General features: G+C 48.3%; 13 protein-coding genes. 4 read left to right on the top strand and 9 right to left on the bottom strand.

Annotated features, from left to right (window positions below; all coding sequences use genetic code 11):
* Window positions 1-29: 29 nt before the first annotated feature.
* Window positions 30-572, bottom strand: a complete 543-nt coding sequence (racA, locus tag M3202_RS05560; protein ID WP_251222352.1) for a chromosome-anchoring protein RacA — start codon at window positions 570-572, stop codon at window positions 30-32.
* 201 nt (window positions 573-773) lie between these two features.
* Between racA and M3202_RS05565 the strand changes: the two genes are divergently transcribed.
* A complete protein-coding gene (locus M3202_RS05565; RefSeq protein ID WP_251222353.1) occupies window positions 774-893 on the top strand; it encodes a spore protein in 120 nt (39 codons plus the stop codon).
* A gap of 268 nt (window positions 894-1,161) precedes the next feature.
* On the opposite strand, the gene M3202_RS05570 is transcribed toward M3202_RS05565, so the two are convergent.
* A complete protein-coding gene (locus M3202_RS05570) occupies window positions 1,162-2,109 on the bottom strand; it encodes a DUF2515 family protein (protein ID WP_251222354.1) in 948 nt (315 codons plus the stop codon).
* A 147-nt stretch (window positions 2,110-2,256) separates the two neighbouring features.
* Here M3202_RS05570 and recU point away from each other — a divergent pair, with 147 nt between their 5' ends.
* The 3 genes from recU to M3202_RS05585 all read left to right on the top strand — a co-directional run bounded on the left by recU (window position 2,257) and on the right by M3202_RS05585 (window position 6,338).
* Window positions 2,257-2,865, top strand: coding sequence for a Holliday junction resolvase RecU (recU, locus tag M3202_RS05575; protein ID WP_251222355.1), 609 nt, complete (start codon window positions 2,257-2,259; stop codon window positions 2,863-2,865).
* Window positions 2,866-2,891: 26 nt separating this feature from the next.
* Window positions 2,892-5,531, top strand: coding sequence for a transglycosylase domain-containing protein (locus M3202_RS05580; protein WP_251222356.1), 2,640 nt, complete (start codon window positions 2,892-2,894; stop codon window positions 5,529-5,531).
* Between the two features lie 171 nt (window positions 5,532-5,702).
* Window positions 5,703-6,338, top strand: coding sequence for a class I SAM-dependent methyltransferase (locus tag M3202_RS05585; protein WP_251222357.1), 636 nt, complete (start codon window positions 5,703-5,705; stop codon window positions 6,336-6,338).
* 267 nt (window positions 6,339-6,605) lie between these two features.
* Here the strand turns inward: M3202_RS05585 and M3202_RS05590 are convergent, their stop codons facing one another.
* The 7 genes from M3202_RS05590 to M3202_RS05620 form a co-directional block, all read right to left on the bottom strand.
* Window positions 6,606-10,181 carry a dynamin family protein gene (locus tag M3202_RS05590; RefSeq protein ID WP_251222358.1) on the bottom strand — a complete coding sequence of 1,192 codons (3,576 nt, stop codon included), beginning with the start codon at window positions 10,179-10,181 and terminating at the stop codon, window positions 6,606-6,608.
* A 19-nt stretch (window positions 10,182-10,200) separates the two neighbouring features.
* Window positions 10,201-10,719: a YpoC family protein gene (locus M3202_RS05595; protein ID WP_251222359.1), complete on the bottom strand. Its 519-nt coding sequence runs from the start codon at window positions 10,717-10,719 to the stop codon at window positions 10,201-10,203.
* A complete protein-coding gene (nth, locus tag M3202_RS05600; RefSeq protein WP_251222360.1) occupies window positions 10,716-11,372 on the bottom strand; it encodes an endonuclease III in 657 nt (218 codons plus the stop codon). The genes M3202_RS05595 and nth overlap by 4 nt, the downstream gene beginning before the upstream one ends.
* A 17-nt stretch (window positions 11,373-11,389) precedes the next feature.
* A complete protein-coding gene (locus tag M3202_RS05605) occupies window positions 11,390-12,094 on the bottom strand; it encodes a DnaD domain-containing protein (protein WP_251222361.1) in 705 nt (234 codons plus the stop codon).
* Between the two features lie 132 nt (window positions 12,095-12,226).
* The gene (asnS, locus tag M3202_RS05610; RefSeq protein WP_251222362.1) at window positions 12,227-13,519 is read right to left on the bottom strand and encodes an asparagine--tRNA ligase; all 1,293 of its coding nucleotides are present in this window, start codon (window positions 13,517-13,519) and stop codon (window positions 12,227-12,229) included.
* A gap of 150 nt (window positions 13,520-13,669) precedes the next feature.
* Window positions 13,670-14,857, bottom strand: a complete 1,188-nt coding sequence (locus tag M3202_RS05615) for a pyridoxal phosphate-dependent aminotransferase (RefSeq protein ID WP_251222363.1) — start codon at window positions 14,855-14,857, stop codon at window positions 13,670-13,672.
* Between the two features lie 100 nt (window positions 14,858-14,957).
* Window positions 14,958-15,437 carry a cell wall elongation regulator TseB-like domain-containing protein gene (locus M3202_RS05620; protein WP_251222364.1) on the bottom strand — a complete coding sequence of 160 codons (480 nt, stop codon included), beginning with the start codon at window positions 15,435-15,437 and terminating at the stop codon, window positions 14,958-14,960.

Below are 15,437 nucleotides of genomic sequence, written 5' to 3' on the forward strand. Positions count from 1 at the left end.
CAAAGTCCTTTGTCCTCTTCATCAGAGAATTAGAAAGAAAACAGCTGCATCAACGTCCGCCGTTTCTTTTTGATTTCGTCACCGGCAACTAACGGCAGCTCTCTCTCATGGCCGTGCTGCGGATAGTCAATTTTCTGTTCCATTTGCGCCAGCCGTTTCTCCAATCCTTTAATGAGCTTCATCATTTCCTCCAGCTCCGACCGATGCTTCAACAGTTGATAGCTGACAACTTCATCGGCTTTTTTACTAAGCCGATATTCGAGCTCCTGGACTTTTTTCATCACTTCTTGCAGCTTTTTTTCATATAGCTCTGTATCAATCGTCTGCTGCAGCTTTGCCGGTCTTTCGCCTTTCATTCCCGGGAATTGCTCCAATGTAATCTCTCTCATCCGTTTTCCGAGAGCGAGCTCCTGTTGAATATGCTGCAAAATCTCTACATGTTCCGCCGTGAACAGATAATGCCCATGTTCGTTCGTTTCGCATTCTAAGCCGAAATATTTTACCCAGCGCTGGACCGTCGTCGGGTTCACACCTAATTGATCCGATACTTCCTTCGTTTTAAATGTTCTCATTGTCGGTCCCTCCTTTTAAATAATAAGCTTGAGGGTAGTTTCTCGCCGCCTCCTGCGAATTCCTTTGCGCCTGACAAAAGTAGAATGGATTCGGCAAACAAAGTGCTCATTCCGTAAGAAACGGAACAGAAGGCGGAATTTTGACTGAACATGCATGGAAATGCAATGATCCGACAAACTATTCATAAGGAGGGACGTATGATGACAAATAAACGCACAAAAAGCGACAAGCAAAAGAATGAACGGGAACAAACAGCCAAAGGGCTCAATTCGTATACCGGCGATAAAAAGCTCGGTGGACCAAACCGCCCTGCTGAATGACTTGGACCAAAAGGCTGTTTTTACCCTTTGGTCCAGTCTCTAAGCAATGAGCGGAACCGCCACGATCTTTTAAAGAGGCTGTGGCAAAAGGTTGTTTTTTTACCTTTTTGTCACAGCCTTTAAGCAATGAGTGGAACCGCCACGATCTTTTTAAAGCCCGTTGTGAGTGGGTTTCTCACAACGGGCTTGTGGCGTGTGAAGCCATTGCCATGTCTCAAGCTCTTGTGGCGAATGAAGCCATTGCTACTCCATGCTAACTAGTTTTGCCTCAACCCCGAAGCAGCTGTTTCACCTTCATCAGAAGATAAAGCTCACCCATCTTCATTTGCAGCCAGTTGGTTCGTTCAACTGGCTCTATTTTTTCTTCCTCGGCAAAGAGCGCCATGACATTCTCGTCTGTCCGTAAATACCAGTCCTTTCGATTCGACCAGTGATGGGCGACGAGAGGTACCGTCCCACGGAGCGCCGGACTGGTGTTGGAAAACGACCAATCCATATATTGACTATAATCGTGGCGCGAGCCGGTCGGCGGTGTATCGCGCAAAAACTGAATAATCTCAGCATGAATTTGCTGATGAAATAACAGCTTTGCCAGCTGCTTTCCAAGCCAGATACGCTTGTGGACATCGCGAAAATCGCGCGTATATAAGCCGTAGAGATTGCCGCTCTTCGTTGGAAAGAGGACGTAGCTGAAATGAGCATGCTCTTCAGCAGCATATAGCGCGGTGGCAAATACCCGGTTTTGATAAGGCGGCTTCCGCAGCACCGGCTCTTCAATGACAAATTGTTCATTAATAATCAGCGCCGTGCAAAGCCGTTGCTCATCGCGCTTCTCCCAAAATCGTCTCCACTCGTTCTGCATGAATTGGCTCGCCCCTAACGCCGCAAGCAAGGAATAATCAGGGCGCCTTTTTTTCTTTGCCCGCTCATACCAGAGCAGCTGCGGATAGGCATCGGCAAAAATCGTCCAATTCGCCCGCTCATACGTTGAAAATAGTAGATTCCTCTCCTCTGTGCTAATGAGAACGTGAAACCATTTGCTCCAAAGATCCGTCATATTCCAGCCGGCGTTACGGGAAACGAGTCCGGCGAGCAGCGCCCACTTTATTTCCGGGTGCTTCATGTAAAACTGCTCATATAGTACGGTACGTGAAATATTATCGAGATTACCTCGTGCTGCGCGCTTTTTTATCGTATGTATTACATGTTTTTTCATGATTTTCAGCCTTTCTTTCATCGTATCCCCAAAAAATGACCTACCTTTTCCGGGGCCATTTATGGTAAGATTATGTGATGGAATCTACCTTATTTTGATCTCTATCTTTGATTCCATGCATTGTTTTAGAAAGGTTTGTGAGCGGTTATGGCGATTCATTACCCAAACGGCAGGCGCTTTGAAGCAAATACGCCCCCTGCAAAAAAAGCGGGCTCAAGCGCAACGAATATGTACAGCAATCGTGGAATGACGCTGGAAGAAGACTTAAACGTAACGAACCAGTACTATTTAGAGCATCAGCTCGCCGTCATTCATAAGAAGCCGACTCCTGTGCAAATAGTCGACGTCGACTATCCGCGGCGCAGCGCTGCCGTCATTAAAGAAGCCTATTTCAAACAGGCCTCCACGACGGACTATAACGGTGTTTTTAAAGGGCGCTATATTGATTTCGAAGCGAAGGAAACGAAGAATAAAACCTCCTTTCCGCTAAAGAATTTTCATCAGCATCAAATTGAACATATGCGCCAGGTCATCGGCCAGGGCGGGATTGCGTTTGTTATTCTTCGCTTTACGGTAACAGATGAAATCTATTTACTGGATGCCAGCCACCTCCTTTCTTTTTACGACAGACAGGAGCAAACCCGAAAATCCATCCGAAAGTCGGATATTGAACAGTTAGGGTATTCGATTAAAATAGGATATCATCCACGAATTGATTACTTGAAAGTAGTCGAATCGGTCTACTTCAAAAAGTAGTGGATGCAGAAAGGGAGAGACACACGATGTCAAAAGAAATAAAAACAAGACAAGGGCGTCGTCAAGCACGTCAATCAATGAAAAAGGGGAAAAAGACGTCAACGAAAGGCCTTTGGAAAAAAATATTCTTATTCATTGTCACGCTTGGTATCATCACAGCCATCGCCGGCGGAATTACCGTTTTCGCGATGATTCAAGGAGCACCGGCGCTCGATGAAGACAAGCTGACTTTATCGCAGGCAGCGCAAATGTTTGACCAGAATGATGAGCTTGTCTCACAGCTCGACTCAAGTGAACGGCGGGTCAATGTCAGCATTCAGGATATCCCGCAAATCGTCGAGGATGCGTTTCTTTCCGTCGAGGACATTCGCTTCCGCGAGCACTTCGGGGTCGACATCCGCCGCTTGTTTGGTGCAGTCGCCGCCAATATAACCGAGGGATTTGGAGCTGAAGGAGCGAGTACGATTACCCAGCAGCTCGTCAAAAACCTTTTTCTGAACGAGGAGAAACGTTTAACGAGAAAGATTCAGGAGCAATATTTAGCGATCAAACTGGAGCAGCGCTATTCAAAGGACCAGATTCTTGAAATGTACTTGAATCAAATTTATTTAGGCTCCGGCGTGTACGGCGTGGAACTCGCCTCGCAAACGTACTTTAATAAATCAGTCGGCGAATTGTCGCTCGCTGATGCCGCGTTGCTCGCCGGGATTCCGCGGCGCCCGAGCTTTTATGATCCGACGAAAAATCCGGAAGCCGCCGAGAGCAGACGTAACCTCGTCCTCTCTTTAATGGAGCAGCACGGAAAAATTACGAGTGAAGAGGCCGAAGCGGCCAAAGCGATTCCATTGGAGGATCAGCTTCACTTAACAGAGCGCGAATCTTACCCGTATGAAGCCTTTTATAATCAAGTGCTAGCAGAGCTTGAAGAGATGGAAGGCATTACTGTTAATGATTTGTACAATGCCGGACTAAAGGTGTATACAACGCTTGATGTTCATGCACAGGAGCATGTGGAAACCGTCCTGCAAACGGATCAGTACATTACGAGCTTTCCTGATAATGAAGACTTTCAGGCCGGTATTACGCTGCTTGATACAAAAACCGGTCAGATCAAGGCGATCGGAAGCGGCTTGCAGGATACTGATGTCCAGCGTGGGTTTAACTATGCGACCGATATTCGTAAACAACCTGGTTCAACGATCAAACCGATTTTGGATTACGGACCGGCAATTGAGTATTTGCAATGGTCAACCGGCCACGTCTTAGTCGACGAACCTCATGAATACAGTGTCGGTGTACCGATTCGCAACTTTGACCGTTCCTACGACGGCGCCCTTTCCATGCGGCGGGCCTTAGCCCGCTCGCGAAATGTTCCGGCAATTAAAGCATTGCAGGAAGTTGGCGTTGACCGTGCCGAAGAATTCGCCAAAGGTCTCGGTGTTCCGATTGAATACGATGATGGTGAGATGCCCGAAGCATTTGGACTTGGAGGTTTCCGCGATGGGATTTCCACCCTCCATCTCGCCGGCGCTTACGCCGCTTTTGGCAATAACGGAACGTACACAAAACCATATACAGTCCGGAAAATCGTCTTTCCTGACGGACGGGAAATCAATATGGCGCCTGAATCACAAAAAGCAATGAGCGACTACACCGCCTATATGATTACCGATATGCTAAAAACAGCCGTAACGGACGGAACCGGAACGACAGCAAACATTCCGGGCTTACCGATGGCTGGAAAAACGGGGACAACGAATTTTGATGAAGATACCCGTCGGACCCACGGGATCCCGGAAAATGAAGTGCCGGACATTTGGTTTGCCGGCTATACAACGAATTATACGGCTGCCGTCTGGACCGGCTTCAGCCGCAATGGCCCGAACAATTACCTTAGACGCGGGGAAGAGCGCCTGCTTGCGCAACGGATTTTTAAAGCGGTCATGCAGGAAGTTTCGGCTAATAAACAAACAGAGGATTTCACGATGCCGAATTCCGTTGTCCGCGTCGGTGTCGAGCGTTCAACCGGCTTACTGCCTAGTCCGTATACACCGCAAAGTGAAATTGTTTATGAATTGTTTGTCCGTGGTAACGAGCCGACCCGTGTCTCCGAAGAGTTCATGGAGCTTGCTGCCCCGTCGGGTATGATGGCCAGCTATGAAGCGGACGCCGATCAAATTATCGTCAGCTGGGATTATCCAAGTGATCTCGCAGATGAAGTGACGTTCGAGCTTCAAGTGTCCATTGATGGCAATAGCCCGCAATTACTCGATCGAATGAAAGACATGCAATTTATTTTTAACTCACCTGAGCACGGCTCGACGTATGAATTTACGGTTCGCGCGATTTCAGATGAAAATCCAAATGTCCAAAGTGATTCCGCTTCAGCCCGTGTCGTCATTGAAGATGCCATTGATGAGGATGAAGAAGAGATTCCGGACCCGCTTGACGAACTGGATCCCGATGGCAATCAGCCGGGAGAGGATGAAGAAACCCCTCCAGAAGAAAACGGCAATAATGGCAACAACGGGAATGGGAACGGCGGTCCCGGAAACGGCAATAACAACGGGAATGGCAACAATCCGGATGACAACAACAACGGAGATGCAGAACAGCCTCCTGGTCCAGAAACCGATGAAGGAGCTGACGAAGGAAGCGAAACGTAGAGAGACGCTGGGCCAAACGGCTTAGCGTAGATGCGTAAAGGCTTGGAGAAAAGGTAAAGAACACCCTTTTCTTCAAGCCTTCTTTATTTTGTTTACAGGAAGCTGAAAATCAATTACAGTTATTAAAGAGTGATTATATCTATAATTAATCAGAAAGGAGTTAGTCGTAAAATGGAATTCTGGGAGTCCAGTTTTATCGAAAAACAAATGATGTGGGGCTTCGCGCCCACTGACTCGGCCATTTTGGCAAAGGACTTATTCCTTGAAAGAAATGCGAACGATATCCTACTGCCTGGAATTGGCTATGGAAGAAACGCAAAAGTGTTTATTGAAAATGGAATCGCTGTTACAGGAATTGAGATTTCACAAACGGCGATTGATTTGGCGAGGAAAAACGGGATTAATTGTAAAATATACCATGGTTCAGTAACCGAGATGCCTTTCGATTCTAAACAATATGACGGCATTTTCTCCCATGCCCTGCTCCATCTATTGAATAAGGAAGAAAGAGCGACGTTTATTAAAGATTGCTACCATCAGCTAAAGCCTGGTGCCACGATGATGTTTACAACCGTTTCAAAAAAAGCACCGATGTTTGGAAAAGGCAAGCAGTTGGATCAGGACTATTTTGAGACAAAGGACGGTGTAAAGCTGTTTTTTTATGACGCCGACTCGATTAAGCAGGAATTTAGCGAATACGGGCTGGAGGCGTTTTCGGAAATTGATGAACCGAATAAGGATAGCGACAATAAACCGCCAATAACTTTCTTAATGATAAGATGCAAAAAGTCGACAGGCGTTTTGTAGTTTAAGAAAATACTGGAAGCTGCTGAAAAAGTACGATTTTCATTTTTTTCAGCAGCTTTTTCGTAATGAGCGTAGCCGTTGCCTGATTTTGAAAGCCTTGCTTCGAATAGGTTTCTCGAAGCAAGGCACGCAGCGCGCGGAGCCATTACTCTTCTTCGACTGACGAAAAAGGAAGTTTTTTTTCAGTGGCCTCTTTTCCTGCCAGCTTTACGTTCGGGTGCAAACTTCGCTCGCTGCTTCGTCGCTAATTCAATAGGGTAAGTCGCCCTATTGAATTAGCGACTGAAACCGGTCATATTCTTGTTGGAGGCCTTGTTGGTGTTTTGGATCGGTCAGGGCGTCGAACCGTTCTACTTCGCGGTTAAGTCCTTCGACAAAGGCGGACTTAGCCGCGGCTAATGATTGGGCGAACGCCGATTCAAGCTGGACGAGTGTTTCTTCTTCGATGTTTCGCAGCGCATCACTTGCGACGACGGTTCCGTCTTCAACAAGCTTATCCTTCAACGCGCGTACTTGCTGGCCTTCAAAGAAAGCCTTTAGCGACTGAAAGCTGGCGCTGTAGTCTTCAAGACGCAAATCGAGTAAGCGGTTCGAAAGCTCAAGCTGCAGCTCCTGCTTCTTCTGCTCTGCCGGAAGAGCAAAGGATGGAAAGTCCTTTCTCAGCCGCTCTACTGTTTCAGAAAGCCACTGGTCAACCGCCCGGTACAGCGCTAATTCGAGGCGGACGAATGTCGCCCGGAGCTCCTGCTGGAGAAAATGCTCTCCCTCGCCCCTCCACTCCTTTAACGCCTGAAGCAGCGCCTGCTGCTGGGCCCGCTTGCTTGCGCCGACGACCGTCGTCACATTGACCGCCGCCTGAAACTCATCCCCTAACACAAAGCGAATCCGCTCACGAAGGTAAAGGAAAAGCTGGCTCGTTTCCATTTTTATCGCCTGCTCGACCTGTAAAGGCTGGGATTGCTGAATGTCGTCCTTCCACTGCTCGACGCGGTCATCAAGCTCTTGCCGTCTCGCTGTCTTTGTCGCTTCCTCACTCGTCGCATACTCAAGCCCTTTCGCCAGCGTCATCGTATAGCGTTTTGTTTCTTCGCGCAGCAATTCAAAGCTCAACCGTTTCAACTCGGAGATGGTTTGCTCGTAAAACGCTGTTTCAAAAGCGGCGAACAACGGATCCTGCTCTTGATTCCCCTGTTTGGCCTGCAAGCCTTTTTTACTTGATAACGGATAAAGCCGCGGCTCATCAATGCCATTATGAACGAGCTGATCATAGACATGCTTCCGCACCCCGTTTAATTCCTGTTCGCTGCTGGCCAGATCAGCCGCGTTTAAAATAAAGTAGAGCTTATCATTTTGGAAGTCGCCGTTGACCTTGGCCATTTGCTGTAAAAATGCCTGATCGGCCTTTGAGAAAGCGTGATTATAGTAGCTGACGTAAAAAATCGCATCGGAATCACGCAATTGCTTAAAGGCGACATTTGTATGGCGGCCGTGAATCGAATTCACCCCCGGCGTATCGACAAGCACAATCCCTTGCTTTGTGATCGGACTGTCGAAGTAAAGCGTGACTTGCTCGATTAAGCAGGCATCGTTTTCATTGGCGACAAATGGCTGCAGTTCATCAAGCGTTACTTCAAATGACGAGCCGAGCTCCCATTTTTCCGCCGCAATGCTTTTATGCAGCGTCGTTAAGTAAGCCTGGTATGTTTTCTGCCAGCTTGTTTGGGCCTCTTTTGGATTTGCCTTCCAGCCTGCCAATGAATCAAATGACAGCTGCTGATCGAGCTGTTCGGCAACGGCTTTAATTTCAGCGTCAAGCTGTTCCCTTGTTTTCACATGGACGACCGCTGTTTCTGACGGATGGCCCTCCTCCGCCTGTTTGACAAGATTGACCGTGGCGGTTGTCGGATGTGGCGATACGGGAAGCACCGACTTGCCTAATAAAGCATTGGCAAAGCTCGACTTTCCGGCACTGAACGCCCCAAACAACGAGATCGTAAACGTCTGCTGCTGAAATTTAGCCGTCCGTTCGGCAAGTTCCTCACGCTCTATCTCCATTCTCTCTTCTCCGCGTGACTCATTCAGTGCTTCCATCAGCTTCGCCGTCCACTGCTCAGCGAGCTGTTGGTCGAACAGCGGGCGGCTTGATGTACCGCCTTGCTCCCAGTCGGTGGCAATCACCGTTTCTTCGGGCAAACGAATATCGGAAAACGTCGTTTGTTCAAATGCGGGCACTTCTTTTTCCATCGCTTCCTTCAACGAACGCTCGTAGCCCCCGGCATCCTGAAATTGGTCAGCCTGCTGGCGGTAATGCACCATCCCACTTTGATACGCTGCACTTGTCTGCTTCAGCTCATCAGCATATTTTTTTACTTCGTTCAACTGCTCCAGCTTTTCTTTCAGCTCTTTTCGCTCGACCTGCCAATGTGTTTCCATCCCCTTGACGAGTAAAGCGATTACCGTCGCCGCTTTTTGCCGCAGCTCTCTCGTGACCGCAGCCGTCCGTTCCTTCGTGAAGGTGTAGACATATTCACGGTTTTTCGGTCCAGCCTGCACTGCTTTTGTAAAGAAATCAGCATCGAGCGAGAGGGTAAGATTATCGAGCGCCCGCTCAACCTCCTCGCGGTTGCTCAGCAACGTGAAATCATAGCGCTTAAATAGTTGATGAAGATGAAATTCAAGCTGGCTTTTCACTTTATCCTGCACTTCATCAAGCAGCCGCTTCAAACGCCGCTCCTGTTCTTCTTCGGTTTTTTTCTTTGCGAACAACAGTCCAACCTTAAAGTTCGGCTGAATGCTCTCAAGCCACTGGCGCGCAAGCTCTGTCGTCGTATAAGGAAAAATCGTCACATCCTTCATCAGCTTCTGAATGTCAGCCTCGATTTCTTCCTCCAACAGCTGCTTCGCCTGCTGCGCGCGTTCATAAGCGACAGCGGTCTTTTCCCGCTCTTCCAGCCACTCCAGCGCGAAGCCTTCTTCCTTTACCCGCTCTTTGATTTCATCCATTTCCGCTTCCATTTCTTCTTGAAGCCGGGCAGCAATGCTTAAATAAAAACCTTGCAAAAGCCGCTGCTTCGCGTATGGCAACAGCTCATTGCCGTGATAGAGCATCGCCTTCATATCACGGTCAAACCGGTCAAGCTGATTTAGATGATGGGAGCGGTTTTTCATGCTCGTGTAACTCAATTTCAAAATGTTAATGCCCCATTCTGAAAATGTCTGTCGCACAGATTGGTCAAAATGAGAAAACGACAGCTCCGCTTCATCATGCTTGTCAATTTGATTGATCACTAAGTAAAGCGGCTTCTTCTCATCGGAAAGCTGCTTCAAAAACGTTAAATTCGTTTCCGATTGAACATGGTTATAATCCAACACATACACGATGAAATCGGTCGTATAAAGCGCTTCGAGCGTAACAGCCTGATGGGTCGGGTCGGTTGAATCAACCCCCGGCGTATCATAAATAATGCTCTCCTGTCCTAAAAACGGAAGCGGTGCCGAAATCGTCAGCGAAGCAATCTCGCCGCCATTCATCCCCCATTCACGCACCCGCTGCCAAGGTATTTCCCCTTCCCAGCTTTCCTCTTCTCCGTTCGTGCCAACAACGGTTAAGCCAAGCTCACCATTTTGAATTCCAATAATATTCGCACTTGTTGGAATCGGACTCGTCGGCAGCATCTCCGCTCCAAGCAAATGGTTCAAAATCGTTGACTTTCCCGCGGAAAAGTGACCGCAAAAGGCGACCTGAAAGGCGGTATTTTTCCGCTTTTCTTCGACAATCGTTAACCGTTCTTTTTCCTTTTCTGTCATTTCTAAAAGATTTGCTTTCTTTTCAAGATCTCGCACTACGATGATAATCACCTACTCATAAATTTGACATCCGTTTGTTTTCGTCCCGCTTTTCAAGCATGAGCATTTTCGCAAATATTTTCTGCTGCTCGTCAAACAGCGCCTTCAATTGCAGAAAAGCATGAAAACGGGGAAGGTCGCTCAGGACATAATGGAGCCGTTCCCCGATGTTTACCGGTTTATAAAGCAATGCTTCGCTTGTTTCTTCAAGCTGGTGTAAAGAGGTCACTGGGCGTCCGTGGCTCCACCAAAGGCAGTTCATATACAACGCACTCATCGCGATCATCCGCTGTTTTGCGGCCTGCGGCTTTCGTTCACTGTAGCACGCTGCCAGCTGAGGCTCGATCTGCCGCCAAAGCGCGAACAAGAGCGGAACCGTCTCCCTTTTATGAAGCCAAGGCCGCTCTTCCTGCGTCAAGTCATAATAAAAAGGCGTCTTTAGCAACGTTTCCGGAAATGACTGAGCTTGCGCCGGCGTAAGCTCGGTTTCTTTCTGAAAAAAAGGTGGGCGGCGAAATGAAGCGGGAATCTTCATTTGCCTTCCCGCGCTTTCATCCGCTTCTGCCCCTCCCGACAGCGATCAAGCAGCGGACAGGTATCACATTGCGGCGATTGGGCCTTGCAATGATACCTGCCGAAAAAAATAAATTGATGATGGGCATCGGACCAGCGTTCTTTTGGAATTTTTTTCATCAATGTTTCTTCTACTTCCTTGACGCTGTCCTTCCAGCGGCAAATGCCGAGCCGTTTTGAAACGCGCTCGACATGCGTATCAACAGCAATTGCCGGCACGCCGAAAGCAACCGATGTTACGACGTTCGCCGTCTTTCTGCCGACACCGGCCAGCTTCACAAGCTCTTCGCGGGTTTTTGGTACTTCACCGTTATGCTGCTCAAGTAAGGCTTGTGACAGCTTCTTAATATTTTTTGCTTTGCTGCGGAACAAGCCGATCGAACGGATATCCTGCTCCAGCTCTTCAAGTGGAACAGCTATGTAATCCTCCGGTTTTTTGTATTTCGCAAACAGACCAGGTGTGACTTTATTAACGAGCGCATCGGTGCACTGTGCGGAAAGCACAACAGCAATTAGCAGCTCGAACGGATTGGAATGGGTCAATTCACATTCCGCATCCGGAAACATTTCGGCGATCAGATCCAGTGCTTCAATGGTTTGTTTCTTTGACATCATACTCATTCTCTCCTTACTCAGCGCTGTTCAAGCCAGCTGAAGCCCGGATAAGAATCAGCGCCCGCCCGCGGCTTCTCCTGCTTCTTTACTTGGTTGTATTTACGAAATTTTTCCCCGTGGAGCTTTGCTTGCTCGAGACTTGTCACGCCATTTCGCTTCCATTCAAATAAAATCCGGTCGATATAGCGGAAGTTGACTTTGCCCGAGACGACAGCTTCTCTTAAAGCGGCGACGATTAACGTCGGGGAATGGCGATCTTCATCAAGCCACATCGAAAGGGTTTCCGCTTCAATCGGCGAAAGCGGACGGCCAAACTCTTCTTCAAAGCGCTTGAACAGCTGGCCCTCCTGCTCGTGCCGGTCTTCTTCTCTCGCCCGCAGCGTTTCGCCTTTTAGCAGCTCAATCAGCTTTATCCAAAGCGGCTCAAGCGAATAGCATTCGTAAACGATACCCTGTTCGTCCGATTTCCGCTCCAACGCAAGAAACCCCCGCCGTACTAAGCGCCCTAATAACTCAGCACATTCAGAAGCCGTCAGCGTCATCCGCTCACTGATTAAGTCGGGCGTCGGAAATTGATTGCCCGCTTCAATGTATGTTTGCACCTGTAAAAGGGCGATCAGCTCATTTTCTTTTAGCCCCATTTCAGCGTAATGTTGCAGTAATAATGTCGGTACAGTGAGCTGCTTTTGTGTAGCCCATTTTAATAAGATTTTCTCTTGCATCGTGGAAACACCTCACTTCTTAGTATAACACGGCTTTGCCATTCCGTCGTTTGTCATATAAAAAAGGAGCTATCCGAAACATGGCTGGACAGCTCCTTTCGCCGTTAAGTGAAGCGTGACAGGCTCATACCGTTATGGATACAGGCGATTCAGCAAGCGCGGAAACGGAATGGTCTCGCGGACATGCTCGACGCCGGCAAGCCATGCAACGGTTCGCTCAAGACCGAGGCCGAAGCCAGAGTGCGGGACAGAGCCGTAATGCCGCAGTTCCATATACCATTTATACGCATCCTCGGACAGCTGATGCTCTTTAATTCGCTGCTTCAATAAATCAGCATCGTCAATCCGCTGCGAACCGCCGATGATTTCTCCGTAGCCTTCCGGTGCGATCAAATCGGCGCATAGGACAACATCGTCGCGCTCGGGATCCGGCTGCATATAAAATGGCTTCAATGATGTCGGGTAATGGGTGATGAACACCGGCTTGTCGTAATGCTCGGCAATTGCCGTCTCATGCGGCGCCCCGAAATCATCGCCCCATGTAATATCGTCAAATCCTTTTTCCTGGAGGAAGGTGATCGCTTGATCGTAATGAATCCGCGGAAATGGTGCCGTAATCTGTTCGAGCTTGCTCGTATCGCGCCCAAGCACGTTAAGCTCAAGTTGGCAGGCATCGAGCACGGCCTTAACGATATAGGCAACATACTGCTCCTGAATTTCTAAATTCTCCTCAAATTCAACGAAAGCCATTTCAGGTTCAATCATCCAAAACTCGATCAAATGCCGTCTCGTTTTTGATTTTTCCGCGCGGAATGTCGGGCCAAAGGAAAAAACACGACCTAATGCCATCGCCGCCGCTTCCATATAGAGCTGACCACTTTGTGAAAGATAGGCGTCCTCATCAAAATATTTCGTCGCAAACAGCTCAGATGTCCCTTCCGGAGCACTGCCGGTCAAAATCGGCGGATCAACTTTCACAAAGCCATTTTCATTAAAAAATTGATACGTCGCCCGGATGATTTCATTTCTGATCTTCATTACGGCGTGCTGCCGTTTCGAGCGAAGCCATAAATGACGATGATCCATCAAAAATTCGGTTCCGTGCTCCTTCGGTGTAATTGGATAGTCCGTTGCCGCATGCAGCAGATCGATATGAGAAACGACCAGCTCGTACCCTGAAGGAGAACGTTCATCAGCCTTCACCGTGCCGGTTACATAGAGTGAGCTTTCCTGAGTTAGGTTTTTCGCTTGTTGAAACTGTTCTTCCCCCGCCTCAGCTTTGACGACCACACCTTGGATAAAGCCGGTTCCGTCACGCAGCTGGAGGAAGGCAATTTTACCACTGGATCGTTTGCCGGCAAGCCAGGCGCCAATGGTCACTTCCTGTCCTTCATATTGACCAATCTTTGCTATTGTCGTTTTCATGTAATACCTCCTCGATAACACCCTACATTATACCGTTGTATTTTTTTTGAAGTCAACAAGTGGGCGTGCCAAAAGGTGTTTTTCCTTTTAACACGCCCACTCTGTCCTGCCTGCTTGCACGTTTTTTCTATTGACTCTTGAGCATCCCTCTTACGCTCTTGCTTTCGCTTTCACAAACCGCTCGATCCGCGTCAATGCTTCTTCCAGTGCTTCAAAGGAGGTCGCATAGGACAAGCGCACATTGTTCGGCGCCCCGAAGCCGGAGCCTGGAACGAGCGCGACCTTCTCTTCCTCCAACAATGCTTCAACCCAGCTGTCCACATCGGCGAACCCATTTAATTCTGCCGCTTCCCTGACATTCGGGAATAAATAAAAAGCGCCCTGCGGTTTGACACATGTGATCCCTGGAATGGTGATAAGCCGTTCGTAAATCCCGTTTAAACGTTGCTCAAAAGCTTGACGCATCGTCTCGACCGAACCGTCGTCCTCCGTATAAGCGGCAATCGTTCCGTATTGAGCGTTCGTTGTCGGGTTGGACGTGCTGTGGCTGGCGAGGTTGGTCATCGCTTTAATAATCGTTGCATTACCGGCCGCATAGCCGATTCTCCAGCCCGTCATCGAATGCGATTTCGATACGCCATTTACGACAATTGTCTGCTCTTTCAACTCGGGAGACAGCTGGGCAACCGACGTATGAGTCGCCCCATCGTAAACAAGCTTTTCATAAATTTCATCAGAAATGATTAACACATCGTGCTTGAGGCAGACGTCTCCAAGCTGGCGGAGCTCTTCTTCTGCATACATCGCCCCAGTCGGATTGCTTGGCGAATTCAAAATAAATGCCTTCGTCTGAGGTGTAATCGCCTTTTCCAGCTGGTCCGTTGTTACTTTAAAGCCGTTTTCCTCTTTTCCTTCAATAAACAAAGGCGTGCCGTTTGCCAGTTTAACCTGTTCCGGATAGCTCACCCAGTAAGGAGAAGGTATGATCACTTCATCGCCTTCGTCAAGGATTGCCTGAAATAACGTATACAAAATATGCTTCGCTCCAGAACCGACGATAATTTCAGCCGCTGAATAGCTTAGCTGTTGATCGCGCTGGAATTTGCCGATAATCGCTTCCTTTAGCTTCGGCAGCCCGCCGGAAGGTGTATATTTCGTATGACCTTCTTCCATCGAACGAATCGCTGCCTGAATAATATAAGCCGGTGTATTAAAATCCGGCTCGCCGGCTCCAAGTCCAATCACATCATGGCCCTGCTCCCGCAACTCCTTCGCTTTCGCGGTAATCGCAAAAGTGGAAGACGGGGTTAACGTCGATACTCGCTTTGCTAATTTCATGACAATTGTCCCTCCAGTTTATGTACTATATCCACTATAGAGTGTCCGCTGTCAACAATCAAGTGTCAATTCAGAATAGACAGAACTATTTTCCAACTGACTATCCGACTCTGAGCTGATAGCGTTTCATAAAGGTCCCGTCAGCAAATGTCATGTAATAATAAGCTTGATTTCCTTCCGAATTAATGTAGGTTACTTCATACACCGGCAGCTGCCGCTCAAAGCCTAAGCGTATCGCCTGCACGTGATCGATATCGACTTGACTGGCCGCTATTTCGAGCGCTTGCTGTTTTGTGATGCCATCAGCCGCTGCTTCCATGTGATGAGACTGAAAGTCATCGGCAATCCAGATAATCTGCTCCTGCTCTGTATCACTCCCGGTCACAACATAATACGTATTTGTCCCATGATAATAAGTAATATCTGTAATCGTATGTAGTCCAGCTTCATTGATCGCATAAGCCTCTGCCCGCGCATATTGCTCGTCTAAAGGAGTGCGAATGCTGTTATAGCTGTATGCCACAGCACCGCACACAACAAGAAACAACACGATAATCCCGCTAACAATCCATTTTTTCAT

This window comes from Halalkalibacter oceani (assembly GCF_023715605.1).
GTDB lineage: Bacteria > Bacillota > Bacilli > Bacillales > Bacillaceae_D > Halalkalibacter > Halalkalibacter oceani.